Below are 22,979 nucleotides of genomic sequence, written 5' to 3' on the forward strand. Positions count from 1 at the left end.
AGGAGGACGCAGCATGTTGCCGATCCGTCGCGATATCCGTTTTGCCTTGCCTGCCGAGCGCATCAAGGACTGGCATGAACAAGGGCCGGTGATCAGCCACTTCTTCAACGCCCTGTCGTTGCTGTTTCCCCAGGGCGAGCTGTTTTTCATGGACAGCGTGCGCCACTACCGCGGGCAGATCGACGATCCCGAACTGAAAAAGGAAATCCAGGGTTTCATAGGCCAGGAGGCCATGCACAGCCGCGAACATGTGGCCTATAACGACCTGCTGCAAGCGGCGGGCTTGCCGGCGCACACCCTCGACCGACGCCTGAAGTTCTTCCTCGACTTGCAGAAGAAACACCTGCCGCCGTCGTTCAACCTGGCGGTGACCATCGCCCTTGAGCACTACACTGCGATGCTGGCGGAAATCCTGTTGAGCGACCCCTCGCGCTTTGGTGATTCACTCAAGGGTTACCAGCAGATGTGGTATTGGCACGCCTTGGAAGAAACCGAACATAAAGCCGTAGCCTTCGATGTATGGAACCAGGTGATCAAACCTGGCCCCGCACGCTACCTGCTGCGCACCGGCACCATGCTGACCACCACCGTCATGTTCTGGCTGGTGGTGCTGGACTTCCACGTGCGGCTGCTGATTGCCGACCGCACCTCGGGCGGCACGTTGAAGGGGCTGTGGCGCATGGTCAAGTACTTGTACGGTCCCAAGGGCGTGTTCCCGCGGATGCTCAGGCCGTGGCTGCATTATTTCAAACCGGGGTTTCACCCCTGGGAACATGACAACCGCGCACGCCTGGCGGGCATAGATGGCTTGCTTGAAGAGATCGAGCGCACGCGGCGCGGCGCCAAAGGGGTGTAGCTACCGATGCCTATGCGCGCCATGGGTGCTAGACCTTTGGCTGCAGCAGCAAGGCGACCAGGGCGCTCCACCCCGTCTGGTGCGACGCCCCCAACCCTCGCCCTGTCTCGCCATGAAAGTATTCATGAAACAACACCAGATCGCGGCTGGCCAGGTCCGCCTCCAGCTGCGCATACCCTGCCATGGATGGCCGCAGGCCATTTTCATCGCGCAGGAATAATCCGGTCAGGCGCTGGCTGAGGCTGTCGGCCACGTCTTCCAGCGACGCCAGATAGCCGCTGCCTGTGGGGTATTCCACTGAGAAGTTATCCGCGTAGTAGCGGTGAAATTCGCGCAGCGATTCGATCAGCATGTAGTTCACCGGCATCCACAGCGGCCCGCGCCAATTGGAGTTGCCGCCGTACAGGCGAGAGTCGGATTCGCCGGGCTGGTAACTGGCGCACAGGGTGTCGCCATTCATCTTCAGCGCCAGGGGCTGCTCTGCAAAGGTCTTGGACAAGGCGCGCACACCGAAGGTCGACAAGAACTCCTGGTCATCCAACATGCGGCGCAGCAAATCCTTGGTACGCTCGCCACGCAGCAACGCCAGCAACAGGCGATTGCCCTGCCCCGGTTCGTTCCAGCGCGAGACCAGTTTGGCCAGGTCGGGCCGGTGATGCATAAACCCCAGCAGACGCTCGCGCAGGCCTTCCAAGCCTTCATGTTCGCGCTGTTCCAGCACCAGCACGGCGAACAGCGGCATCAGGCCGACGATAGACCGCAAGCGCACCGGTTCGCTCTGGCCGTCGGGACGGTGCAGTACGTCATAAAAGAACAGGTCCTGCTCATCCCACAAGCCTTCGGCACTGTCATCGACGCGGTTGATGGCGCCGGCGATATACAGGAAGTGCTCGAAAAATTTTACCGCAATATCCACATACACGGCGTTGCGCTTGGCCAGCTCCAGCCCGATGCGCATCAGGTCCAGGGCATAGGCCGCGACCCAGGCAGTGCCATCGGCCTGGTCCAACTGGTAACCCGGCGGCAGCGTGGCCGAGCGGTCGAACAAGGCGATATTGTCCAGGCCCAGAAAACCACCCTGGAACAGGTTGCGGCCTTCAGCGTCCTTGCGGTTGACCCACCAGGAAAAATTCAGCAGCAGCTTGTGGAAGATCCGCTCCAGAAAGTCCATATCGCCCACGCCGGTCAGCGCCTTGTCTTGCTGATACACGCGCCAGCTGGCCCAGGCATGCACTGGCGGGTTGGCATCGTCGAAGCGCCATTCGTAGGCGGGCAATTGGCCGTTGGGGTGCATGAAACGATCTTTAACCAGCAACAGCAGCTGTTGCTTGGCGTAGCCGGGATCGATCAGCGCCATGGCCACCGCCTGGAAGCCTTGGTCCCAGGAGGCGTACCACGGGTATTCCCAGGTATCGGGCATGGACAGGATGTCGAAGTTGGACAGGTGCCGCCAATGGGTATTACGGATATGCAGGCGCTCGGGCGGCGGCGCAGGTTGGGCCGGATCGCCGTCGAGCCACTGGTTGACGTCGAAATAGTACAACTGCTTGGACCACAGCAAGCCGGCCAGGGCCTGGCGCTGCACATTGCGCGCATCGTCATCGGCGATACCCTGTTGCAGGGCTGCGTAGAAGTCATCGGCCTCGCGGCGGCGCTGTTCGAACAACTTGCGTGCGTTGACCTCGGGGGCGTCCAGAGGGGCAAAGCGCAGATAGAGGCTTTTGCTTTCCAGGCCCGCTAATTCAAGACTGAATCGCGCCGCCACCTTGGTGCCCGCGTCACCGCGAATGGCCCCTTGATCACCCTCCACCACGTAATCGTTGATGCCATCCTTGAACGGCCCGGACGTCGGCTGCCCGCCCAGTTTGGCGAAGTTGCTCTCGTTTTCGCAGAACAACCATTGCCACCCATCCTGGCCCCAGGCGGTGAGCTGGCGATCGTCCATCTCATGATGACGGGCGAGCACGCGGTCGCCGTCCAGCGTCAACCTGGGTTTGGGCGCATCAAAGGTCCAGCTCCAGTCATTGCGCGCCCACAACTGGGGCAGCACCTGCAGACGTGTCGGCTGCTCCGAGCGGTTGTGCACGGTGACACGCATGAAAATATCGTCGGGCTGGTGCTTGGCGTATTCGACGCTGATGTCGCAGTAACGGTTGTCTTCAAACACGCCGGTATCAAGGATTTCATACTCGGTATCGCCCAGCCCACGGCGAGCGTTTTCAGCGATCAGGTCGGCATAGGGAAAGGCGGCATGGGGGTATTTGTAGAGCATGCGCATGTAGGCATGGCTCGGTACGCCATCGACGAAAAAGTACAGTTCCTTGACGTCTTCACCGTGGTTGCCTTCAGCGTTATTGAGGCCGAACAGGCGCTCCTTGAGGATCGCATCCCGTTCGTTCCACAGCGCCAGGCCCAGGCACCAGCGTTGTGCCTTGTCGCTGAAACCGGCCAGGCCGTCCTCGCCCCAGCGATAAGCGCGGCTGCGCGCCTGTTCATGGGGGAAGTAGGCCCAGGCGTCGCCATCGGCGCTGTAGTCTTCGCGCACGGTGCCCCACTGGCGTTCGCTCAAGTACGGGCCCCACTCACGCCAACGCTCGGCATCTTGCGTCGCCAGGCGCTGGCCTTCAATCGTGTCAAGCAGGCGGTTTGCGGGTACGGCCGTCATTGAGTCCTCCATCACCTACACAGTGAGGCGCAGTGTAGAACCCAATGGTGCGCGGTTGCACATGAAGACTCAAAGCACCTGGCGTTGACAAGCCGCTGGGGCTGGGTTTGCTCCTGTTCATGGCATCTCATTCATTTGCAGAATGAAGTCCAGAAGAATCTTCGTTTGCAAGCCGGCCTGCGCCTCAACAAAATCGGGCAAAGGTCATTTTGCTCGCCACAGCCATCAGGAATTTTTCTATGCACGCCACTGCACATGTCAGCCCCGATGAGATCCGCAAGGGCTTTTCCAAGGCCATGTCCGACATGTACCGCGATGAAGTACCTCTGTACGGCGCGCTGCTGGAACTGGTGGCCCAAACCAATGCACGCGTACTCGACAGCCAACCTGAGCTGGTGCAGCAGTTGCAGCGTACCGGAGAAATCCAGCGCCTGGACATGGAGCGCCATGGCGCCATCCGCCTGGGCACTGCCGCAGAACTGGCGACCATCAGCCGCCTGTTCGCGGTGATGGGCATGCAACCGGTGGGCTACTACGACCTCACCCCCGCCGGTGTGCCGGTGCATTCCACGGCCTTTCGCGCCGTGCATGAGCACGCGCTGCAAACCAGCCCGTTCCGGGTGTTCACCTCGCTGCTGCGCCTGGAGCTGATCGAAAACCTGGAGCTGCGCACCTTCGCCGAAAGTGCCCTGGCCAAGCGCTCGATCTTCACCCCCGGCGCCCTGGCGCTGATCGAACAGGCCGAAACACAGGGCGGCTTGAATGCCAGCGACGCCCAGGCTTTCATCGACGAGGCGCTGGAGACGTTCCGCTGGCATAACACCGCTACCGTGACAGGCGCGCAATACGAGCAACTGAGCAACCAGCACCGCCTGATCGCCGACGTGGTCGCCTTCAGGGGCCCGCATATCAACCATCTCACGCCACGCACCCTGGACATCGACCAGGTACAGGCCGCCATGCCCGGCAAAGGCATTACGCCCAAAGCCGTGATCGAAGGCCCACCCCGGCGCCATTGCCCGATCCTGCTGCGCCAGACCAGCTTCAAGGCGCTCGACGAACCGATCGCGTTCACCGACGCCCACGGCAGCCACAGCGCACGCTTTGGCGAAATCGAACAACGCGGTGTAGCGCTCACGCCTAAAGGCCGCGCCCTGTACGACCAACTGCTGAACGCCGCCCGCGATGAACTCGGCGCATTCCCCAACGAGGCCAACGCCGAGCGTTATGTGCAATTGATGGAACGGCACTTTACGGCGTTCCCGGATACCCCCGCACAGATGCGCGAGCAGGGCCTGGCGTACTTTCGTTACTTCGTTACCGCAAAAGGCCTGGCGGCACGCGGCCAGCCCGAGCAGCCGCGAACGTTGCAAGCGCTGGTCAACGCCGATCACGTGGCGGTGGAGCCATTGGTGTATGAGGATTTTCTGCCGGTCAGTGCGGCGGGGATTTTCCAGTCAAACCTGGGGGATGCGGCGCAGAGTCATTACGCGGCCAACGCCAACCAGGCGCAATTCGAACAGGCGCTGGGGCGCAAGACGATTGATGAGTTGCAGCTTTACGGCGAGACGCAGCAGCGTTCCATTGATGAATGTCTGGGCACACTGCTGGCCTGAAATAGGGTGTCCTCCCCGGCTCAGCGGCACAATCCTTGCGCCGCAACAGTCCCCAGAGCCGGGTGGACGGGGCGCATCATAAAGACACAGTCCTGCGATGTCCCGCATACAAATCTGAACAAATATTGCCGTTTTGCGCCTAGCCTAATCGCCCGGCGATTTCGTCCTTGATCAGCAGCCGTTTCTTCTTCAGGTTTTCCACTTTCTCATCGCTGGCACTGGCTTTTTCCGCCTCCAGCACATTCGCGTCGGCATCGTCATATTGAGTGAGCAGCGAATCCAGCCGTTTGTCGTCCGCCCTGCGCTTGTGAACGTCTTCCTTGCTGACACCCAAGTCCTCATACAGGTCGTGTTTCACTGGCATGGCGTACCTCCACAAATTGATCAATGGTCTACGCCCTTGAAGCTAGCCCATTCCAATGGGTCTTGTCATGTTTGAGGTCAATACAGTCCCGTTCGTCGTGCAGCATGCGATGGGATCAAACCTTTGCCGTGCCCTGCCCTCCACTGTAGATCGCCACCCGAGGGAGACAGGTTTCATGAATCACGCTGCCACTGCTGCCGACACTCAATGCATCAACACGCTTCGCACCCTGGCCATGGACGCTGTACAGAAGGCCAATTCGGGGCATCCGGGCACGCCCATGGGCCTGGCGCCGGTGGGTTATACGTTGTGGAGTCGCTTCCTGCGTTATCACCCCGAACATCCCGATTGGCCTAACCGTGACCGTTTTGTGTTGTCAGTGGGGCATGCGTCGATGCTGCTGTATTCGCTGTTGCATCTGGCCGGTGTGGTGGAGATTGACGCCCACGGCCAGCGCTCCGGCCAGCCGGCCATCAGCCTCGACGATATCAAGCAGTTCCGGCAGATGGGTTCCAAGACCCCAGGCCACCCCGAATACCGCATGACCACCGGCGTGGAAACCACCACCGGCCCGCTCGGCCAGGGCTGCGCCAACAGCGTGGGCATGGCCATGGCCCAGCGTTGGCTGGCCGAACGCTTCAACCGCGACGGCCAGGTGCTGTTCGACTACGACGTCTACACCCTGTGCGGTGACGGCGACATGATGGAAGGCATCAGCAGCGAAGCGGCCTCCATGGCCGGCCACTTGAAGCTGGATAACCTGTGCTGGATCTACGACAACAACACCATCAGCATCGAGGGCCACACTGAACTGGCCTTCAGCGAAGACGTGATCAAGCGCTTCCAGGCCTACGGCTGGCACACCCAGCATGTCACCGACGCCAATGACTTGCAGGCGTTGAGCGTGGCGCTGGAAACCTTCAAGGCCAACACCGGCGCGCCGACCCTGATCGTGGTCGACAGCGTGATCGGCTATGGCTCGCCGCACAAGCACAACACCGCCGCCGCCCACGGCGAGCCTCTGGGCGAAGACGAGATTCGCCTGACCAAGGCTGCCTATGGCTGGCCGCAGGATTCGAACTTCCTGGTGCCCGACGAAGCCCGCACGGTACTGCGCGATGCCCTCTACGAACGCGCCGAACCGCTGTTCGCCGAATGGAACCAGACCCTGGCATCCCTCGACCCGCAACGGGCCGATGAACTGCACCGGATGCGCGCCGGTGAAATGCCCGAGCAATGGCAGGCGCACCTGCCCAGCTTCGCCGCCGATGCCAAGGGCGTCGCCAGCCGGGCCTCCGGCGGCGAGGTATTGAATGCCTTCGCCCAACAGATCCCCTGGTTGCTGGGCGGCTCGGCGGATCTGTCGCCGTCGACCAAAACCAATCTGACGTTCGACGGCGCCGGGCGCTTCAGCGCCGATGACTACAGCGGGCGAAACCTGCACTTCGGCATCCGCGAGCACGCCATGGGCGCAATTGCCAATGGCATGGCACTGTCCTACCTGCGCCCGTACACCTCGACCTTCCTGGTGTTCAGCGACTATATGAAACCACCGATCCGCCTGGCGGCGATCATGGAATTGCCGGTGATTTTCGTGTTTACCCATGACTCCATCGGCGTGGGTGAAGACGGGCCGACGCACCAACCAATCGAACACCTGACCCAACTGCGCGCCACGCCGGGGCTGCTGACCCTACGCCCGGGCGACGCCAATGAAACCCTGGAGTTGTGGAAGGTGGCCCTGGCGCAGACCGATCGGCCGAGCTGCGTGGTGCTGTCGCGTCAGGCGCTGCCGACCCTGGACCGCACCCAGTATGCGTGCGCCTCCGGTGCGGCCAAAGGTGCCTATGTGCTGGCCGCTGCGGATAAGCCTGAAGTCATTCTGATCGCGACAGGCAGTGAGGTCAGCCTGGCGGTGGCTGCCTACGAGCAACTCAAGGGCGAAGGCGTGGACGCGCAAGTGGTATCGATGCCGAGTTGGGAGTTGTTTGAAGACCAGGATCAAGCCTACCGCGACGGCGTCTTGCCGCTTGCGATAAAAGCGCGGGTGGTGGTGGAACAGGCGGGGCCCCTGGGTTGGGATCGCTATGTCGGGCAAACCGGTGCCAAGGTGGTGATGAACAGCTTTGGCGCGTCGGCGCCATTGGCCAAGTTGCAGGAGAAGTTCGGGTTTACCGTGGAGAATGTGGTGAAGCTGGCCAAGGAGCAGATCCAGCATAACCTCACTGACTAGCGCTTGGCTTAATGTGGGAGGGGGCTTGCTCCCTCCCACATTTGGTCATCAACAACTGCTAGATCAGCGCCTGGGTTAGATAAGGCGCGGTTCGGCTTTGCTTGCTTTTGGCAACCTTGTGCGGCGTACCACACGCCACCACCTTCCCGCCCAGGTCCCCTGCCCCCGGCCCGATGTCAATGACCCAGTCACTCTGGGCCACCACGCGCATCTCATGCTCGACCACAACCACGGTATGCCCCGCATCGACCAGTTGATTCAACTGGCTGAGCAAGCGGTCCACATCCTTGGGGTGCAAGCCGGTGGTCGGCTCGTCGAGCACATACAACGTAGCGCCGCGGGCGTTGCGTTGCAGTTCGCTGGCGAGCTTGATGCGCTGGGCTTCACCGCCGGACAGTTCGGTGGCCGGCTGGCCAAGGCGCAGATAGCCCAGGCCGATATCGCGCAGCACCTGCAACGAGCGCAGTACGCCAGGCTGCTCGGCAAAGACTTCCACTGCCTGCTCGACCGTCAAGCCCAGTACCTGGGCGATGTTCAAACCCTGCCATTTGATCGCCAGGGTTTCGGGGTTGTAACGCGCACCGTGGCAAGTGGGGCATGGCGCGTACACGCTGGGCATAAACAGCAGCTCAACGCTGACAAAGCCTTCACCCTCGCAGTTAGGGCACCGGCCCTTGGCGACATTGAAGGAGAACTGCCCGGCGTCGTAAGCGCGCTTTTTTGCTGCCGGCGTAGCGGCGAACAGCTTGCGCACGTTGTCGAACAGCCCGGTGTAGGTCGCCAGGTTAGAGCGCGGCGTGCGGCCGATAGGTTTCTGGTCCACCTGCACCAGGCGGCGAATGTGTTCCAGCCCGGCACTGATGCGCCCGCCACTGGCTTGCGGTGCGGCGTCTTCCAGGCTTGGCTCGTCGTCATTTTCCAGCACGCGCCCAAGGCCCGTGGCCACCAGTTCCAGCAACGCCTGGCTGACCAGGCTGGATTTGCCCGAGCCGGAAATACCGGTTACCGCGGTAAAGCAGCCCAGCGGGAAGTCCACCTTCAGGTCATCGAGGTTATTGCGCGTCACGCCTTCGAGCTTCAGCCAGGCAGTGGGCTCACGACGCACCGAGTTGGCCGGGCGCTGTGGAGCAAACAGGTATTCACGGGTCTGCGACGCCTCGATAGCCTCCAACCCCGCAGGCGGCCCGCTGTACAGCACCTGCCCGCCATGTTCACCGGCTGCCGGGCCCACGTCGATCAACCAGTCGGCGCGGCGCATGGTTTCCAGGTCGTGCTCCACTACAAACAATGAATTGCCCGCGGCCTTCAAGCGCTCAAGCGCACTGAACAACGCTTCGCCATCCGCCGGATGCAAGCCCGCCGAGGGCTCGTCCAGCACATAGATGACGCCGAACAGCTGTGAGCCCAACTGGGTGGCCAGGCGCAAACGCTGCAACTCTCCGGAGGACAAGGTCGGCGTGCTGCGTTCCAGCGACAGATAGCCCAGGCCCAACTCGATCAGGGTGTTCACCCGCTCGAGCAAGTCCTGGGCGATGCGTTGGGCTGCCAGGCGCTTTTCCACCGACAATTTCATCTTGTCCTGCCCCGCCGCCACCGGCCGCAGCAATTGGGCCAATTGCGCCAGGGACAGTTGCGACAACTCTCCGATATCCACCCCGGCAAACTTCACCGACAGTGCCGCCTGGGTCAGGCGCTTGCCGTGGCATAACGGGCAGGCACTGCCTTGCATGAACTGCGACACACGCTTTTTCATGAGTGCGCTTTGGGTATGGGCGAAGGTGTGCAGGATGTAGCGCCGTGCGCCGCTGAAAGTGCCCTGGTAGCTGGGTTCGAGCTTGCGTTTCAACGCATCGCGGGTCTGCTGCGGGGTAAAGCCGGCGTATACCGGCACGGTGGGGGTTTCTTCGGTGAACAGGATCCAGTCGCGCTGTTTTTTCGGCAGGTCACGCCAGGGGATGTCGACGTCATAGCCCAGGGTCACAAGGATGTCGCGCAGGTTCTGGCCCTGCCAGGCCAGCGGCCAGGACGCCACCGCACGCTGGCGGATGGTCAAGGACGGATCGGGCACCATCAGCGCTTCGGTCACTTCATACACGCGGCCCAAGCCATGGCATTGCGGGCACGCGCCCTGGGGCAGGTTCGGGGAAAAGTCCTCGGCATACAGCATGGCCTGCCCCGGCGGGTAGCTGCCGGCGCGTGAATACAGCATACGGATCAAGCTCGACAGCGTGGTGACGCTGCCCACCGAAGAGCGCGCACTCGGCGTGCCGCGTTGCTGTTGCAGGGCCACCGCCGGCGGCAAGCCCTCGATGCTGTCCACATCCGGCACGCCCACCTGGTCGATCAAGCGTCGCGCATAGGGCGCCACCGATTCGAAATAGCGACGCTGCGCCTCGGCATACACGGTGGAAAACGCCAGGGACGATTTGCCGGAGCCGGATACCCCGGTAAACACCACCAGGGCATCGCGTGGAATATCCACATCGACGTTACGCAGATTATGTTCACGGGCGCCACGCACCCTGACAAAGCCCGGTTGCTGGGCGGTAACCGCAGGGATGTTGCGCTGTGATGTCATGGGCAACCTTGTCTTGCACTGAGCACCCTGCGCACGCGTTGAGTCAGGGCATCAGGGCTGTAGGGTTTGCTCAGCAAGTGGATGTCGGCGCCGAGCAAATGATTGGAGGACAGGATGTCGCGGGTGTGGCCAGAGGTGAACAGCACCGCCACCGGCGGGTTCTGCGTACGCGCCCAAGTGGCCAAGTCAGTGCTCTTGACCCGGCCTGGCATCACCACGTCGGTGAAGATCAGGTCCGGCGCTGCGCCGCGCTGCAACACCTGCATCGCGCGGTCGCCATCTTCGGCGGTCAATACGGTATAACCCGACTGCTGCAGCAACTCGACCACCGTCAGGCGCACGCCTTCGTTGTCCTCGACCACCAGGATGGTTTCCTGGCCGCCACCTTGCGGGTCCACGTCACTGTAGTCGTCGAGGCACTCGGGCTCCAGGCTGTGGGGGAAGTACATCTGCACCAGTGAGCCCTTGCCCTCCTCGCTCCACATATCCACATGCCCGCCGCTTTGGCGCACAAAACCAAACACCATGCTCAGCCCCAGACCGGTGCCGTGGCCTTCGCGTTTGGTAGTAAAGAAGGGTTCGAAGGCGCGCTTGAGGGTGGCCTGGGACATGCCCACACCGGTGTCGGCCACCGCCAGGCGCACGTACTCGCCGGGCTTGATACTTTTGCCGATGCAATCGTCAGGGTTGAGGATGACGTTTTCCCCGGTGATTCGAATCACCCCTTCGCCCTGCATGGCATCCCGGGCGTTGATTGCCAGGTTGAGCAACGCGTTCTCCAGCTGGTTGCGGTCGACATTGATGCACCAGGAGTCCTGGGGTAATTGCACGTCGATATGGATGGTTTCCCCCAGCGCCCGTTGCAGCAACTCGCCCAGGCCGGCATAGATGCGCTGCGGGTTGTACACCGCGGGTGATAACGGTTGGCGACGGGCAAACGCCAGCAATTGCGATGACAACTTGGCCCCACGCTCGACTGCCGCGATGGCCGCGGTCACGCGACGTTGCACCTGGCAATTGTCCGGCTCATGCCGGGCAAGCAAATGCAGATTGCCGGCGATCACTTGCAGCAGGTTATTGAAGTCATGGGCCACGCCCCCGGTCAGGCCGCCAATCGCTTCCAGCTTTTGTGACTGGCGCAACTGGTCTTCGGCGGCAGAGCGCGCCTGCACCTCGGCGGCCACGCGTTGCTCCAGATTATGGGTAAGCTCCTGGCGTACCCGCTCGGACTTCACCAGCTCGGTGGTTTCCACCACAATCGCCAGCACGCCGGCCGGCTGCTGGTTGTCACCCGCCACCGGGCTGTAGTAGAGATCCAGCCACACGCTTTCCGGTCGGCCGTGACGCGACAACACCAGTTCCTTGTTATTGAACAACAAGGTACCGCCCGCCAGGCACGTATCCACCACATGCCGATTGAACTCGGCCACTTCCGGCCAGCCCAGTTCCACCGGCGTGCCCAACAGGTAAGGATGGCGTCCGCCGGCAAATGCCGAATAGCTGTCGTTGTAGATCATGTACCCCGCCTGCCCCCACAGCATCACCATCGGCACGGGTGAGGCCAGCATCATTTGCACGGTGCAAGCCAGGCTTGTGGACCACTGATCCAAAGGGCCAAGGTCGGTAGTTGACCAGTCAAAGGTGCGTATCCGCTGAGCCATTTCGCCGGCCCAGCCTTCACAGCCGTGGGGGTTGGATAAAAATTGCATCATTGGGCTCTGTGCGCAGGAGAAGACGATCGCAAGTTTTGGAGCGCGCCGACGGTGGATGGTTTCATCTTGTGTACGCTGGAATGCAGAAACCACTGAACTCAATGAAAATCCCGGCTGCGCACCACCATGCCATCCAACAGCGGCGTCAAATCGGTCAGGCGCCCTGCGATCAAATGCCGCACCTCGCCCACCGCCTCCCAGCGCCCATCCACCTTGAGCAGGCGCGACCCCACCAGCGCCCGGCGCTGGCGCTCGGCCAGGTCGCGCCAGACCACTACATTGAGGTTGCCGAATTCATCTTCGAGGGTGACAAAGGTCACGCCACTGGCCGTACCAGGGCGCTGGCGACCGGTCACCAACCCGGCGATGCTCACATTGCGCCCATGCTCCACCGCCAGCAACTCTTGGGAACTACGGCAGCGTCGCTTGCGCAGCTCGGCGCGCAACAAGGCCAAGGGGTGCGGCCCAAGGGTGGTGCCCAGCGTGGCGTAATCGGCTTGCAGGTCCTCGCCTACGCTGGGCGCGGGTAATGCCACCACGGTTTCATCCTGACCTGGCTGGCCGGCAAACAAGCCGAGCTGCTTGTGCACACCGGCCACGTCCCAGCGCGCCTGGTGTCGGTTGCCGGCCAGGGCGCGCAACGCACCGGCATCCGCCAGCAGCGCCTGGGCCCGGGTATCCAGGCCGGCGCGTGCGTCCAGGTCGGCGATGTCGCTGAACGGTTGCCGGTGGCGTGCGGCTTCGATACGCCGCCCGTCGTCCTCGCGAAACCCCGAGATCATGCGCAAGCCCATACGAATCGCCGGTTGCTGGCCATCGATGGGCTCCAGGCTGCAATCCCAGTCACTGGCCTGCACATCCACCGGGCGAATCTGCAAGCGATGGCGCCGGGCGTCCTGCAGGATCTGGTCCGGGCTATAGAAACCCATGGGCCAGCTGTTGATCAGGGCGCAGGCAAAGGCCGCCGGTTCATGGCATTTGAGCCAGCAACTGGCGTAGGTCAACAGGGCAAAACTGGCCGCGTGGGACTCGGGGAAACCATAGCTGCCAAAGCCTTTGATCTGCTCGAAAATCTGCGCGGCAAAGGCTTCGGTGTAGCCGTTGCCCAGCATACCGTCGCGCAGGCGCTTCTGGTGCGGCTCCAGGCCGCCGTGACGTTTCCAGGCGGCCATGGAGCGGCGCAACTGGTCGGCCTCGCCAGGGCTGTAGTCGGCGGCGACCATCGCGATCTGCATCACTTGTTCCTGGAACAAAGGGATACCCAGGGTGCGTTTAAGCACGGCCTCCAATTCGGGTGAAGGATAGGTCTCTGCTTCCTCTTTGTTTCTGCGGCGCAAATACGGATGCACCATGCCGCCCTGAATCGGCCCAGGGCGCACGATGGCGACTTCGATCACCAGGTCATAGAACGTTTGCGGCTTGAGCCTGGGCAACATCGACATCTGCGCCCGCGATTCGATCTGGAACACGCCGATGGTGTCAGCCTTGCTGATCATGGCGTAGGTCGCCGGATCCTCCTTTGGGATGCCTGCCAGGCTCAAATCCAGGTTGCGATGCCGACGCAACAAATCGAAACAGCGGCGGATTGCGCTGAGCATACCGAGGGCGAGGATATCCACCTTGAGCAGGCCGACGGCGTCGAGGTCATCCTTGTCCCACTGGATGATGGTGCGCTCGGCCATGGCCGCATTTTCCACTGGCACCAGGGTGTCCAGCGGGTATTCGGAAATCACGAAACCGCCGGGGTGCTGGGACAGGTGCCGGGGAAAGCCGATCAGTTGCCGGGTGAGCGTCAACACGCGGCGCAGCAGTGGGCTGTCCGGATCGAAACCGCTTTCACGCAGGCGTTCAAGAGGTGGCGCGTCATCACTCCAGCGCCCGCAGCAGTCGGCCAACGCGTTGATCTGGTCTGGTGGCAGCCCGAGGGCCTTGGCTACATCGCGCACTGCGCCGGCGGCGTGGTAGCTGCTGACCACCGCCGTCAACGCTGCACGATTGCGGCCGTAGCGCTGGAATACGTATTGCAGCACTTCTTCGCGGCGCTCGTGCTCGAAGTCTACGTCGATGTCCGGCGGTTCATTGCGCTCTTTGGAAAGGAAGCGCTCGAACAGCAAGTCGCTCAAGCTCGGGTTGATTTCGGTGATACCCAAGGCAAAACACACCGCCGAATTGGCCGCCGAGCCACGGCCCTGACACAGGATCGAGCGGCTGCGGGCGAAGCGCACGATGTCGTGCACCGTGAGGAAATAACTTTCGTAGCCCAACTCGCTGATCAGCAGCAGCTCCTTGTCGATCTGCTGCAAGGTCTTGGCATCGACGCCCTCGGGCCAGCGCCGGGCAATGCCTTCTTCGGTCACCGCACGCAACCAGGAGGCGGCGTCATGACCTGTCGGCACCAGTTCGCGTGGGTAGTGATAGCGCAACTGGCTGAGGTCGAAGGTACAACGCCGCGCAATCGCCAGGGTTTCGTCAAGCAGCGCTTGCGGGTACAGCGCGGTCAGGGCATCGAAGCTGCGCAAGTGCCGCTCGCCATTGGGATGCAACAAGGTACCGGCGTCGGCCACCGCGACGTGATGGCGGATGGCGGTCATGGTGTCTTGCAGGGCACGGCGGCCACGAGCATGCATGTGCACATCGCCGCAAGCCACCGCCGGGATCTGCAACCGGGCGGCCAGGTCCAGACGCTGCTCCAGGTGACGCCCATCGTCCTGGCCACAATGCAACTGCACTGCCAGCCACAGGCGCCTGTTGAAAGTGCGGCACAGCCATTGGATCGAGGCCTGGGTGTCATGGTCCTGCGCCACCCACAGCGCCAACAGGCCGGGCAATGGTTGCTCGAAGTCTTCCTGCAGCAGGCGGTAACGGCCTTTTTCAGCACGGCGACGGGCCAGGGTGATCAGACGGCACAGATGCTGGTAGCCGTTGAGGTCTTGCACCAGCAGCACCAGTTTGGGGCCGTTTTCGATGCGCACTTCACTGCCGATAATCAGCGGCAAATCCACCGCTTTCGCTGCTTGCCAGGCCCGTACGATGCCCGACAAGGTGCATTCATCAGTGATTGCCAGGGCGCTGTAGCCCTGGTGTTTGGCCCGCTGGAACAGCTCCAGTGCACTGGAGGCACCGCGCTGGAAGCTGAAGTTGGACAGGCAATGCAGTTCGGCGTAACTCATGCGCTACTCGCTCCTACCGAGCTCATGCAAACCAGCCTTGCAGCCACAGTCCATCGCTGCACCCCACATTGCGGTAGGCCCAGCCTTGCTGGCCGGCGCGGGTCTGGATCAGGTAATAGTCGCGGCGGATATCGGCGCCATCCCACCAGCCGGATTCGATGCGCTCCGGGCCCATCAGAATATGCACGCCCTGCTCGGCCAGCAGCGTCGGTTCGGACAGCAACCAGCCGGGGCGCCGCACCTTGCTCAAGCTCGGGCATGGACGGCTGTCGGTCGCGGCTTGCCAGGCGCATTCGGGACGATGGTCCGCGTGAAAGCGCAGGCCCTGCACCGCCTCATCCCCCAGGCGCGCACGCAGGCGTTCGCGCAATTGTTCCCACGGCAGGGTTTGCTGCGGGCGGTCGTCGAACAGGTCCTGGCGCTGGGGCACGAACACCGGCAAGTCCTCGGCCACCAGGCGCAAACCGCGCACCGGCGAGGTGACCTGGACCTGTTCCAGGCGGCCACGGGCCAGTTCGAACAGCATCAAAGGCTCACGCTCGGCACTGAGCAAGCCCACCTTGATCACGCTGTCGGGCGCCTGGGCATGTTCCAGGTGCAGGTCAAAGCGCTGCACGCCACTGTCGCGCCCGCAAAGGAAGGCCGACAAGTCGCCGGTCAAGCGCCGCAATGGAAACAGCAAGGCCTGGTGGGATTGCACATCGAAGTTCAACTCGATGCGCGCCTCGAACTGGTCCGGCGGCTGATAGAACGCCAGGGCCAAGGGGCGTTGCCCGCTCAAGGCGTCGAGGTGCTTGAGCAGGCTGGCGTCAAAGCGTCGCGCCAGGGTATGCCGCGGCAATGCCTGCACCTGGGCCAGGGTGCGCAGGCCCATGCGTGACAAGGCGGTGGCGGCCTGCGGGTCAAGACCGGCGCGGTCGACAGGCAGTGGCGCCAGGGCCTGCATCAAGGCGTTGTCATCGGCCACGGCCAGGCCATCGTAAAGGTTTGCCAACACCCGCGCCGCCGCCGGATTGGGCGCTGCGACGATGCGGTGACGAAAGCCAAGGTCGGTCAACTCCTTGCGCAAGCGCGCCTCGAACTGCGACCAGGGCCCAAACAGGCCCAGGCTCGATTCGATCTCGAACAACAAGGCGCGCGGGTAATACAGGCTGACCTGGGAACTGAAACGGTAGGCCCAGGCGGCAAGCAACTGCTGCAAGCGCTCGATTTCCAGAGGGTCGTATTCCACACAGGCAAAGCCCTTGGCCAGGGCATGGGCTGCCGTCAACGATTGACCAGGGCGCAAGCCCAGGGCACGGGCGGCGGCGTTGACGGTTTGCAGCACACGCCGCTGCGGCGTGCCGGCCAGCAGTGCCAGAGGCTGGTCAGGTTCGGGATGCACACGCTGCGCCCCGTCCAGCGCCAATTGCGGGAATACGATACAGACCCAACGCATGGCAACCTCAATGCCCCGCCAGGGCAATCGGTGCCGGATGGGCCAACCCGCCCCGGCACTTGAGCACGCGCACTTGTGCAGGCTTTGCCTCGACCGCCAGGCGCAAGGCCGCGGGCGAGGCATTGACCGCCTCATTCAAGGAGCGCCAGGCAAATGCCAGGGTCTGTCCGGTTTCCGCCGCCACCTGCAAGCGCCGCAAGGCCCGATCATCGGCCTTGCGCGGCCAGCACAACACCGCACCGCAACTGCCGGAGCGCAGGCATTGTTCCACCGCCCACAGCGCATCGCGCTCCTGGGCCTGGATAATGGAAAGCTGACGCACATCTACCCCGGCGTTCTGCCAGGCATGGGGATACGGCGTATAGGGCGGCGCCACCAGCACAATGCGCTCACCCAGGGCCGACAAGCGTGCCAGGGTTGGCAGCACCAGTTGCAATTCGCCCACCCCGTCCTTGGCCATGAGGATTTCACTCAAGGCCGCTTCCGGCCAGCCGCCAGTGGGCAGCACCGCATCCAGCGCCGCCAGCCCCGTGGGGTGCACGCTGGCCGGTGGTGCGGCGGGACGGCCCTTCCAGACTCGCCCGCCATTGAACAGCGAGTCCAGGGCAACCACGGCGCCCATCAGCCTTGCCTCACCAGGCCACAGAACACCCCTTCGATGGCCAGGTCCTGGTCGGGGCCGACCACAATGGGTTGATATGCCGGGTTGCGCGGCAATAAACGCACCCGCTCGCCGTTGCGCTCAAAACGCTTGATGGTGACCTCACCATCCAGACGCGCCACCACAATCTGCCCGTTCAAGGCTTCGGCACTGCGACGTACGCCCACCAGGTCGCCGTCGAGAATGCCATCTTCGATCATCGAATCGCCCTGTACTCGCAGCAGGTAGTCAGGGGTCTTGGCGAAAGTGGCCGGATCCAGTTGCAAGTGGCTGTGCACGTCCGCATCGGCACCGATGGGCCGGCCAGCCGCCACGCGGCCAAGTACCGGGACATCCAGCCACTCGGGACGCGCGAGTTGATTGAGCAAACGAATGCCACGGGCCTGGTTGGGGTTGACCTCAATGAAGCCGGCTTCGGTCAAGGCCACCACATGCTTGCGGGCGACGCTGCGCGAGGCGAAGCCGAACGCCTCGGCGATCTCAGCGAGGCTGGGGGGCTGGCCTTGGTGCGCGATGCGCTCGCGAATGAAGGTCAGGATGGCGGTACGGCGGGGAGTCAGGTTGGTCATGGAGTACATTTGTACTCCTGTAGGAAATTTCTGACAACAACCGTCAGTCGGCGATCAACTGCCTGGTCATCACCGCATAAATATCTACACAACTTTGTAGCTACCGCACGTAACCACGCGCTTCAGCCAGCAATTATTTGAAGCCGCCCAGCAACCCAAGCAATTGTTATGGGTGCCCGGTGCCAGCCATAACAACAGCATGAGCCTGGCCGCTCGCAACTATGGCAAGGCGCTGGAAAACCTGATGCGCACGCAGATACCCGCCCGGGAAGTGACACACTCCACAGGGCGCGACAACGCGTCATAAATACACTTTTCGACACTGGGTTCGCGTTTGGCTGTCAAGCGCAAACCCTGCCCATACTGGCCCGAAACACAAGTTGATCAAATAATGATCTTCACGCAAATCGCCAACGCAGCCGGGCCTTCGCAAAGTTATCCACAGAGATACCCACGGTTTTCGTGGACAACTCTTTTTATATTTTTACGTTTTTTTGCTCAGGCAGCACTTTCAGGAAAGGTGCCAGGCAGCAAAATTTCGCGGTTCACATCGCGTATATCGTTATAGCCACACAGCGCCATCGACACGTCCAACTCACGGGCGATGATATCGAGCGCCTTGGTCACGCCCGCCTCACCCATCGCCCCCAGGCCATACAAGTGCGGGCGACCGATCATGGTGCCCCTGGCGCCCAGCGCCATGGCCTTGAGCACGTCCTGGCCGGAACGAATACCACCGTCGAGCCACACTTCAATACGGTTGCCTACGGCCTCAACAATGGCGGGCAACTGGCTGATACTCGACGGCGCGCCATCGAGTTGCCGACCACCGTGGTTGCTCACCACCAACGCATCCGCGCCGGAGTCGGCCGCCAGGCGCGCATCCTCCACGTCAAGGATGCCCTTGATGATCAACTTGCCGCCCCAGCACCGCTTGATCCACTCCACATCGTCCCAACTCAGGCGCGGGTCAAATTGCTGGGCAGTCCAGGACGACAGCGAACTCATGTCGGCCACGCCCTTCACATGCCCGACGATATTGCCGAAGCCACGCCGCTGGGTGCCGAGCATACCCATGACCCAGCGCGGTTTGGTCATCATGTTGAGGATATTGGGCAGGGTCAGTTTGGGCGGCGCCGACAAGCCGTTGATCAAGTCCTTGTGGCGTTGCCCCAGGATCTGCAAATCCAGCGTCAGCACCAGCGCATCCACCCCGGCAGCCTTGGCGCGTTCGATCAGTTGCTCGATAAACCCACGGTCGCGCATCACATAAAGCTGGAACCAGAATGGCTGGCCGACATGCTCGGCAATGTCTTCCAGCGAGCAAATACTCATGGTCGACAAGGTGTAGCGCAGGCCGAACGCCGCAGCGGCTCGTGCGGTCAGGATCTCGCCATCGGCATGTTGCATACCTGCCAGGCCGGTAGGTGCCAGGGCCACGGGCATGGCCATGTCCTGGCCAATCATGCTGGCGCGGATCGAACGCTCATCAATATTGCGTGCCACGCGCTGGCGGAACTTGATGCGCGCGAAATCGCTTTCATTGGCGCGGTAGGTGCTCTCAGTCCAGGAGCCGGAATCGGCGTAGTCGTAGAACATCCGGGGTACACGTTTTTGCGCCAGCTTGCGTAAGTCTTCGATGGTTGTGATCAACGACATCGGGTCACCTCTCCCTGAACTGAACACAGAGAGTAACCGGCCATCGCCCACGCAACCAGCCGTTGCGTTTCTCGAAGCTGATGTCTAATCTCGCATAAACCCGCAACAAAGCGCATAAACATGCATAACGTTCATCAAGCCATTGACCTGCCTTCCCTGCGTAAACAAAAGATCCTGTTGTTGCTCGAACGCGACGGCAAGGTCACGGCTTCCGAGCTGGTCGAGCATTTCGCCGTGTCCCAGGACACCATCCGCCGCGACCTCGGCGAACTCGCCGCCGCCGGTTTATTGCAGCGCGTACACGGCGGCGCCCTGCCTCGTCCCAAGGACACCGGCAAGGATTTCTTCACTCGTGTCGGCGAAACCACCGAAGTCAAACGCCACCTCGCGCGCCTGGCGGCCGAGCGAGTTGAAGACGGCCAGATCGTGCTGTTCGATTCCGGCTCCACCACCCTGCAGATCGCTCAGTCATTGCCGCACGAAATTCACCTGACGGTGGTCACCCCATCACCGATGATCGCCATCGCCCTGGCGGACCATCCGCATGTAACGCTGATCCTGGCCGGAGGCCAACTCAACCCCGCCACCCTTTCAACCGGCGGCCATGAAGCGCTGCGCCTGATCCAGAGCATCAAGGCCGACCTGCTGTTTACCGGCGTGTGCGCACTGCATCCGCAAGTGGGCATTACCTCGCTGCATTTTGCCGAAGTGGCAGTCAAGCAAGCCTTGATAGACAGCGCGTCCCAAGTGGTGGCTGTGACAACCTCAGACAAGCTCGGTGCAGTGGAACCGTTTGTGGTGGCGCCGTGCAGCCGTATTCATACGCTGATTACCGAGTGGGATGCGCCGGGGGTGGAGGCATATGAGCAATCAGGCGTGGAAGTGCTGCGGGTGGAGATCTGATTGCAGCATTAGCGATTAGCCATATTCGTCATGAGATTGATCGCATCTTGGACCGTGGTAATTTTATTGCTGTCTTCGTCCGGAATTTCGAAGCCAAACTCATCCTCCAAAAACATGACGAGTTCAACAAGGGTCATAGAGTCGGCACCCAGGTCATCAATGAAAGATGCCTCATTACTAAACTCAGCCTCAGAAATCCCTAAATGATCAGACACTATTTTTCTAACACGTTGCTCTATATCAGTCATTTTTGCATACCCTTGCTTAACGTTATCGAAACCAAGCCGTTTGAAGCAGGCGTGTAAACGCCTTTAAAGATACGCACAGGTAAAAAAGCTTCTACTGTCAGAATTGACAGTCGGCTATATCGGTTCGCAATAAGCAATGACTGTGTATCCACAGATATCGTTCGATGCTTAAAAACCTGCCGTTTTAGACCTAGTAAAGGGTTCAGCCCTGACGGCGGGTCACTTATAAAAAAAGCCCGACAGTGCCACCACTTGGCACCTCGCCCAGGCTCCAACCCGTGCAGCCCACATACAGCGTTGGCATCAAAACAACATATCCGCCGCGTCGCGCATGAAAATCTCGATGGTCTTGGGACCTACGCCATCGAATTCACCCAAGCGTTGTTCAAACGCCTGGCGATCTTCGCTGGCCTGCCGAATCCCGGTAATCTTGCCGCCGTAATCGGCATTGAGCCGGGCACTCAGGTCCAACAGGCGCTGCGCCGTGGTTTCGTCATACCGCACGTAATGCGCCCGCCCCAACATCGCTACTAGCTCCCGCGATGTACAGTGCTGCAATTTGCGCGGCGTATCACGCCCCTCCTCCTCAACGATCACCTTGTAAGCCTGGGCAGCGATGGGCGCCTGGATGCGTTTGCCCATCAGGAAGCTGGCGATGAACCACTTGAACAGACTGGCGTCATCATCGGGTTTTAGCTCGATGCCCAACTGGGCAGCGCTGATGGAGCGGGCCATGCTCAATGCCCTTTGTCGAGCTTCTCGTTGATCGCATCCGTCTGGCGTTCAATGTCCTTGATCGAGGTGGGTGTCACCACTTTGTCGATTGTTTCGGTTTTCGGGTTCGCACGCTCCAGCGTCTGCCCTTTCAGACCTTCAGCCTTACCCTTCTGCGCGTCTTCAGAGCTGACGGGGTCGGGGGTTTTATCGGCGCTCTTGTGTTCGTTCACAGTGCAATCTCCTGCCTATAACGGCCTTCCAAACAGTGGCGGCCTTATGCAGCAGAACACGCTGAATTTGAATTGGTTCAAGGAAATTGCCACACCTGACCGTTGGGCAAACACGCGCAAAAAAAATTAAACCTTTTGCTCCCCCCCCGCTCAACACTTGGGTACGGCATCGCGCCATTTCCTGAGGAGAGACACCATGACAACTCGACTGATGAAACAAATGGGCCTGACGTTCGCACTCGTTGCCGGCTTGATTTCGACCGCTATGGCGGCCACGTCCAACGACTTTGTCGACAACGCTGCGGAGAGAGGTATTACCGAGGTGGAAGCCGGCAAGCTGGCGCTGGAAAAAAGCAGCTCGGCAGACGTAAAAACCTTTGCGCAGCATATGGTGACCGACCATACCAAAGCCAATAACGAGCTGATGGCCTTGGCAAAGAAACTCGATATCGAGGTTCCGGATGACGCCGCCCTGACCGACAAGGCGAAGAAAGCGATTCTGGAAATGCGCGACGAATCGTTCGACAAGGCCTACGCCAACAACCAGGTGGCCGCCCATGAAAAAACCGTAGAACTGTTCAAGAAAGAAGCGGCCTCTTCGGACAATGCCGAGCTGAAGGCTTTCGCCACCAAGACGCTGCCAACCCTTGAAGCTCACTTGAAAATGGCCAAGGAACTGCAAAACAAATACGCCAAATAATCAACCTGACACCGGAGGCATCTGAGTATGAGTTCGCAACTCACGGGTAAGAAAATCCTCGTCATCACGTCCAACACCGGGATCGAGCGCGACGAGCTGCTCAAACCCCTGGAAACCCTGCGTGGCTATGGCGCGACGGTGACGCACGCCTCCAGCAAGGGCGGCACCACCCAGACCTTTGTCGGCGATACCGAAAAGGACGGGACAGTTGAGTCCGATGTGCAATTGTCTGATGTGGTCGGCAGCAACTTCGATGCATTGGTCATCCCGGGCGGGACGGTGAATGCCGACACTTTGCGTCAGGATGCCGCGGCGCTGCGCTTGATCAACGAGTTCGCTAAGGCCGGCAAGACCATCGCAGCGATCTGCCACGGCCCGTGGGCGCTGATCGACGCAGGCGTGGTCAAGGGCAAAACCCTGACCTCGTACAAAAGCGTACGCATCGACTTGGAAAACGCTGGCGCTGCGGGCGTAGTGGATGCTGAGGTCAAGGAATGCAAAGCCAATGGCTGGACCTTGATCACCTCACGGACGCCGGACGATTTGCCGGCGTTCAATGAGGCGATTGCCAGAGCTGTGGCCGGCTGATCAATGCAGTAGCAAATGTGGGAGGGGCGGTGCGACGATTCGACTTGCTCCCGATGGCGGTGTATCAGCTTG

The 22,979-nt window shown here is 61.4% G+C and carries 18 protein-coding genes and 1 pseudogene; 7 read left to right on the top strand and 12 right to left on the bottom strand.

All coding sequences use genetic code 11. The features are described from left to right. Window positions 1-13: 13 nt before the first annotated feature. Window positions 14-856, top strand: coding sequence for a metal-dependent hydrolase (locus tag FW800_RS17125; protein WP_005787814.1), 843 nt, complete (start codon window positions 14-16; stop codon window positions 854-856). Between the two features lie 28 nt (window positions 857-884). On the opposite strand, the gene FW800_RS17130 is transcribed toward FW800_RS17125, so the two are convergent. Beyond that, window positions 885-3,521: an MGH1-like glycoside hydrolase domain-containing protein gene (locus FW800_RS17130; RefSeq protein ID WP_446438076.1), complete on the bottom strand. Its 2,637-nt coding sequence runs from the start codon at window positions 3,519-3,521 to the stop codon at window positions 885-887. Window positions 3,522-3,760: 239 nt separating this feature from the next. On the opposite strand from FW800_RS17130, the gene hglS reads away from it, so the two are divergent. Then, window positions 3,761-5,137 (top strand): 2-oxoadipate dioxygenase/decarboxylase HglS, encoded by a 1,377-nt coding sequence (gene hglS, locus FW800_RS17135; protein WP_223018844.1) that lies wholly within the window; start codon window positions 3,761-3,763, stop codon window positions 5,135-5,137. A 139-nt stretch (window positions 5,138-5,276) separates the two neighbouring features. Here hglS and FW800_RS17140 read toward each other — a convergent pair whose 3' ends face one another. Then, window positions 5,277-5,501, bottom strand: a complete 225-nt coding sequence (locus tag FW800_RS17140; protein WP_032880801.1) for a DUF465 domain-containing protein — start codon at window positions 5,499-5,501, stop codon at window positions 5,277-5,279. 175 nt (window positions 5,502-5,676) lie between these two features. Here FW800_RS17140 and tkt point away from each other — a divergent pair, with 175 nt between their 5' ends. Continuing rightward, window positions 5,677-7,734, top strand: coding sequence for a transketolase (tkt, locus tag FW800_RS17145; RefSeq protein WP_446438077.1), 2,058 nt, complete (start codon window positions 5,677-5,679; stop codon window positions 7,732-7,734). A gap of 58 nt (window positions 7,735-7,792) precedes the next feature. On the opposite strand, the gene uvrA is transcribed toward tkt, so the two are convergent. The 6 genes from uvrA to lexA all read right to left on the bottom strand — a co-directional run bounded on the left by uvrA (window position 7,793) and on the right by lexA (window position 17,871). Next, a complete protein-coding gene (gene uvrA, locus FW800_RS17150) occupies window positions 7,793-10,312 on the bottom strand; it encodes an excinuclease ABC subunit UvrA (RefSeq protein ID WP_446438078.1) in 2,520 nt (839 codons plus the stop codon). Then, a complete protein-coding gene (locus FW800_RS17155; protein ID WP_446438079.1) occupies window positions 10,309-12,021 on the bottom strand; it encodes an ATP-binding protein in 1,713 nt (570 codons plus the stop codon). Before FW800_RS17155 ends, uvrA begins: the two co-directional genes overlap by 4 nt. Window positions 12,022-12,122: 101 nt before the next feature. Beyond that, window positions 12,123-15,194, bottom strand: a complete 3,072-nt coding sequence (locus FW800_RS17160; protein ID WP_446438080.1) for an error-prone DNA polymerase — start codon at window positions 15,192-15,194, stop codon at window positions 12,123-12,125. Between the two features lie 22 nt (window positions 15,195-15,216). Then, entirely contained in the window at window positions 15,217-16,632 is a 1,416-nt protein-coding gene (locus tag FW800_RS17165) for a Y-family DNA polymerase (protein WP_248128024.1), read from the bottom strand. 7 nt (window positions 16,633-16,639) lie between these two features. Next, window positions 16,640-17,254, bottom strand: coding sequence for a translesion DNA synthesis-associated protein ImuA (gene imuA / locus FW800_RS17170; RefSeq protein WP_005787796.1), 615 nt, complete (start codon window positions 17,252-17,254; stop codon window positions 16,640-16,642). Then, window positions 17,254-17,871 (bottom strand): transcriptional repressor LexA, encoded by a 618-nt coding sequence (gene lexA, locus FW800_RS17175; protein WP_446438081.1) that lies wholly within the window; start codon window positions 17,869-17,871, stop codon window positions 17,254-17,256. Before lexA ends, imuA begins: the two co-directional genes overlap by 1 nt. Before the next feature lie 97 nt (window positions 17,872-17,968). Here lexA and FW800_RS17180 point away from each other — a divergent pair. After that, a pseudogene (locus tag FW800_RS17180) lies at window positions 17,969-18,169 on the top strand (alpha/beta hydrolase); the annotation flags it as partial. Window positions 18,170-18,360: 191 nt separating this feature from the next. Here the strand turns inward: FW800_RS17180 and FW800_RS17185 are convergent. Further along, window positions 18,361-19,521 (bottom strand): alpha-hydroxy acid oxidase, encoded by a 1,161-nt coding sequence (locus tag FW800_RS17185; RefSeq protein WP_032880790.1) that lies wholly within the window; start codon window positions 19,519-19,521, stop codon window positions 18,361-18,363. Window positions 19,522-19,641: 120 nt separating this feature from the next. Here FW800_RS17185 and FW800_RS17190 point away from each other — a divergent pair, with 120 nt between their 5' ends. Next, window positions 19,642-20,424 carry a DeoR/GlpR family DNA-binding transcription regulator gene (locus FW800_RS17190; RefSeq protein ID WP_446438082.1) on the top strand — a complete coding sequence of 261 codons (783 nt, stop codon included), beginning with the start codon at window positions 19,642-19,644 and terminating at the stop codon, window positions 20,422-20,424. An 8-nt stretch (window positions 20,425-20,432) separates the two neighbouring features. On the opposite strand, the gene acpP is transcribed toward FW800_RS17190, so the two are convergent. From acpP to FW800_RS17205, 3 genes are all read right to left on the bottom strand, one after another. Beyond that, window positions 20,433-20,672: an acyl carrier protein gene (gene acpP / locus FW800_RS17195; RefSeq protein ID WP_446438083.1), complete on the bottom strand. Its 240-nt coding sequence runs from the start codon at window positions 20,670-20,672 to the stop codon at window positions 20,433-20,435. 303 nt (window positions 20,673-20,975) lie between these two features. Then, window positions 20,976-21,407: a DNA methylase gene (locus FW800_RS17200; protein WP_446438084.1), complete on the bottom strand. Its 432-nt coding sequence runs from the start codon at window positions 21,405-21,407 to the stop codon at window positions 20,976-20,978. A gap of 2 nt (window positions 21,408-21,409) precedes the next feature. After that, window positions 21,410-21,619, bottom strand: a complete 210-nt coding sequence (locus FW800_RS17205) for a hypothetical protein (RefSeq protein ID WP_032880786.1) — start codon at window positions 21,617-21,619, stop codon at window positions 21,410-21,412. A gap of 196 nt (window positions 21,620-21,815) precedes the next feature. Here FW800_RS17205 and FW800_RS17210 point away from each other — a divergent pair, with 196 nt between their 5' ends. After that, complete coding sequence (locus tag FW800_RS17210) at window positions 21,816-22,319, top strand: DUF4142 domain-containing protein (RefSeq protein ID WP_446438085.1); 504 nt, start codon at window positions 21,816-21,818, stop codon at window positions 22,317-22,319. Window positions 22,320-22,346: 27 nt separating this feature from the next. Next, the gene (locus FW800_RS17215) at window positions 22,347-22,907 is read left to right on the top strand and encodes a type 1 glutamine amidotransferase domain-containing protein (protein ID WP_148853903.1); all 561 of its coding nucleotides are present in this window, start codon (window positions 22,347-22,349) and stop codon (window positions 22,905-22,907) included. Window positions 22,908-22,979: the final 72 nt, after the last annotated feature.

The organism is Pseudomonas sp. 910_23 (genome assembly GCF_052850795.1).

Bases quoted from the DNA above. Each gene is read 5' to 3' on its own strand.
- FW800_RS17155 (WP_446438079.1), bottom strand. From the start codon at position 12,021: ATGCAATTTTTATCCAACCCCCACGGCTGTGAAGGCTGGGCCGGCGAA.
- FW800_RS17125 (WP_005787814.1), top strand. From the start codon at position 14: ATGTTGCCGATCCGTCGCGATATCCGTTTTGCCTTGCCTGCCGAGCGC.
- FW800_RS17190 (WP_446438082.1), top strand. From the start codon at position 19,642: ATGCATAACGTTCATCAAGCCATTGACCTGCCTTCCCTGCGTAAACAA.
- FW800_RS17140 (WP_032880801.1), bottom strand. From the start codon at position 5,501: ATGCCAGTGAAACACGACCTGTATGAGGACTTGGGTGTCAGCAAGGAA.
- uvrA (WP_446438078.1), bottom strand. From the start codon at position 10,312: ATGACATCACAGCGCAACATCCCTGCGGTTACCGCCCAGCAACCGGGC.
- FW800_RS17185 (WP_032880790.1), bottom strand. From the start codon at position 19,521: ATGTCGTTGATCACAACCATCGAAGACTTACGCAAGCTGGCGCAAAAA.
- FW800_RS17165 (WP_248128024.1), bottom strand. From the start codon at position 16,632: ATGCGTTGGGTCTGTATCGTATTCCCGCAATTGGCGCTGGACGGGGCG.
- FW800_RS17160 (WP_446438080.1), bottom strand. From the start codon at position 15,194: ATGAGTTACGCCGAACTGCATTGCCTGTCCAACTTCAGCTTCCAGCGC.
- hglS (WP_223018844.1), top strand. From the start codon at position 3,761: ATGCACGCCACTGCACATGTCAGCCCCGATGAGATCCGCAAGGGCTTT.
- FW800_RS17210 (WP_446438085.1), top strand. From the start codon at position 21,816: ATGACAACTCGACTGATGAAACAAATGGGCCTGACGTTCGCACTCGTT.
- lexA (WP_446438081.1), bottom strand. From the start codon at position 17,871: ATGTACTCCATGACCAACCTGACTCCCCGCCGTACCGCCATCCTGACC.
- FW800_RS17130 (WP_446438076.1), bottom strand. From the start codon at position 3,521: ATGACGGCCGTACCCGCAAACCGCCTGCTTGACACGATTGAAGGCCAG.
- FW800_RS17215 (WP_148853903.1), top strand. From the start codon at position 22,347: ATGAGTTCGCAACTCACGGGTAAGAAAATCCTCGTCATCACGTCCAAC.
- imuA (WP_005787796.1), bottom strand. From the start codon at position 17,254: ATGGGCGCCGTGGTTGCCCTGGACTCGCTGTTCAATGGCGGGCGAGTC.
- FW800_RS17200 (WP_446438084.1), bottom strand. From the start codon at position 21,407: ATGGCCCGCTCCATCAGCGCTGCCCAGTTGGGCATCGAGCTAAAACCC.
- acpP (WP_446438083.1), bottom strand. From the start codon at position 20,672: ATGACTGATATAGAGCAACGTGTTAGAAAAATAGTGTCTGATCATTTA.
- tkt (WP_446438077.1), top strand. From the start codon at position 5,677: ATGAATCACGCTGCCACTGCTGCCGACACTCAATGCATCAACACGCTT.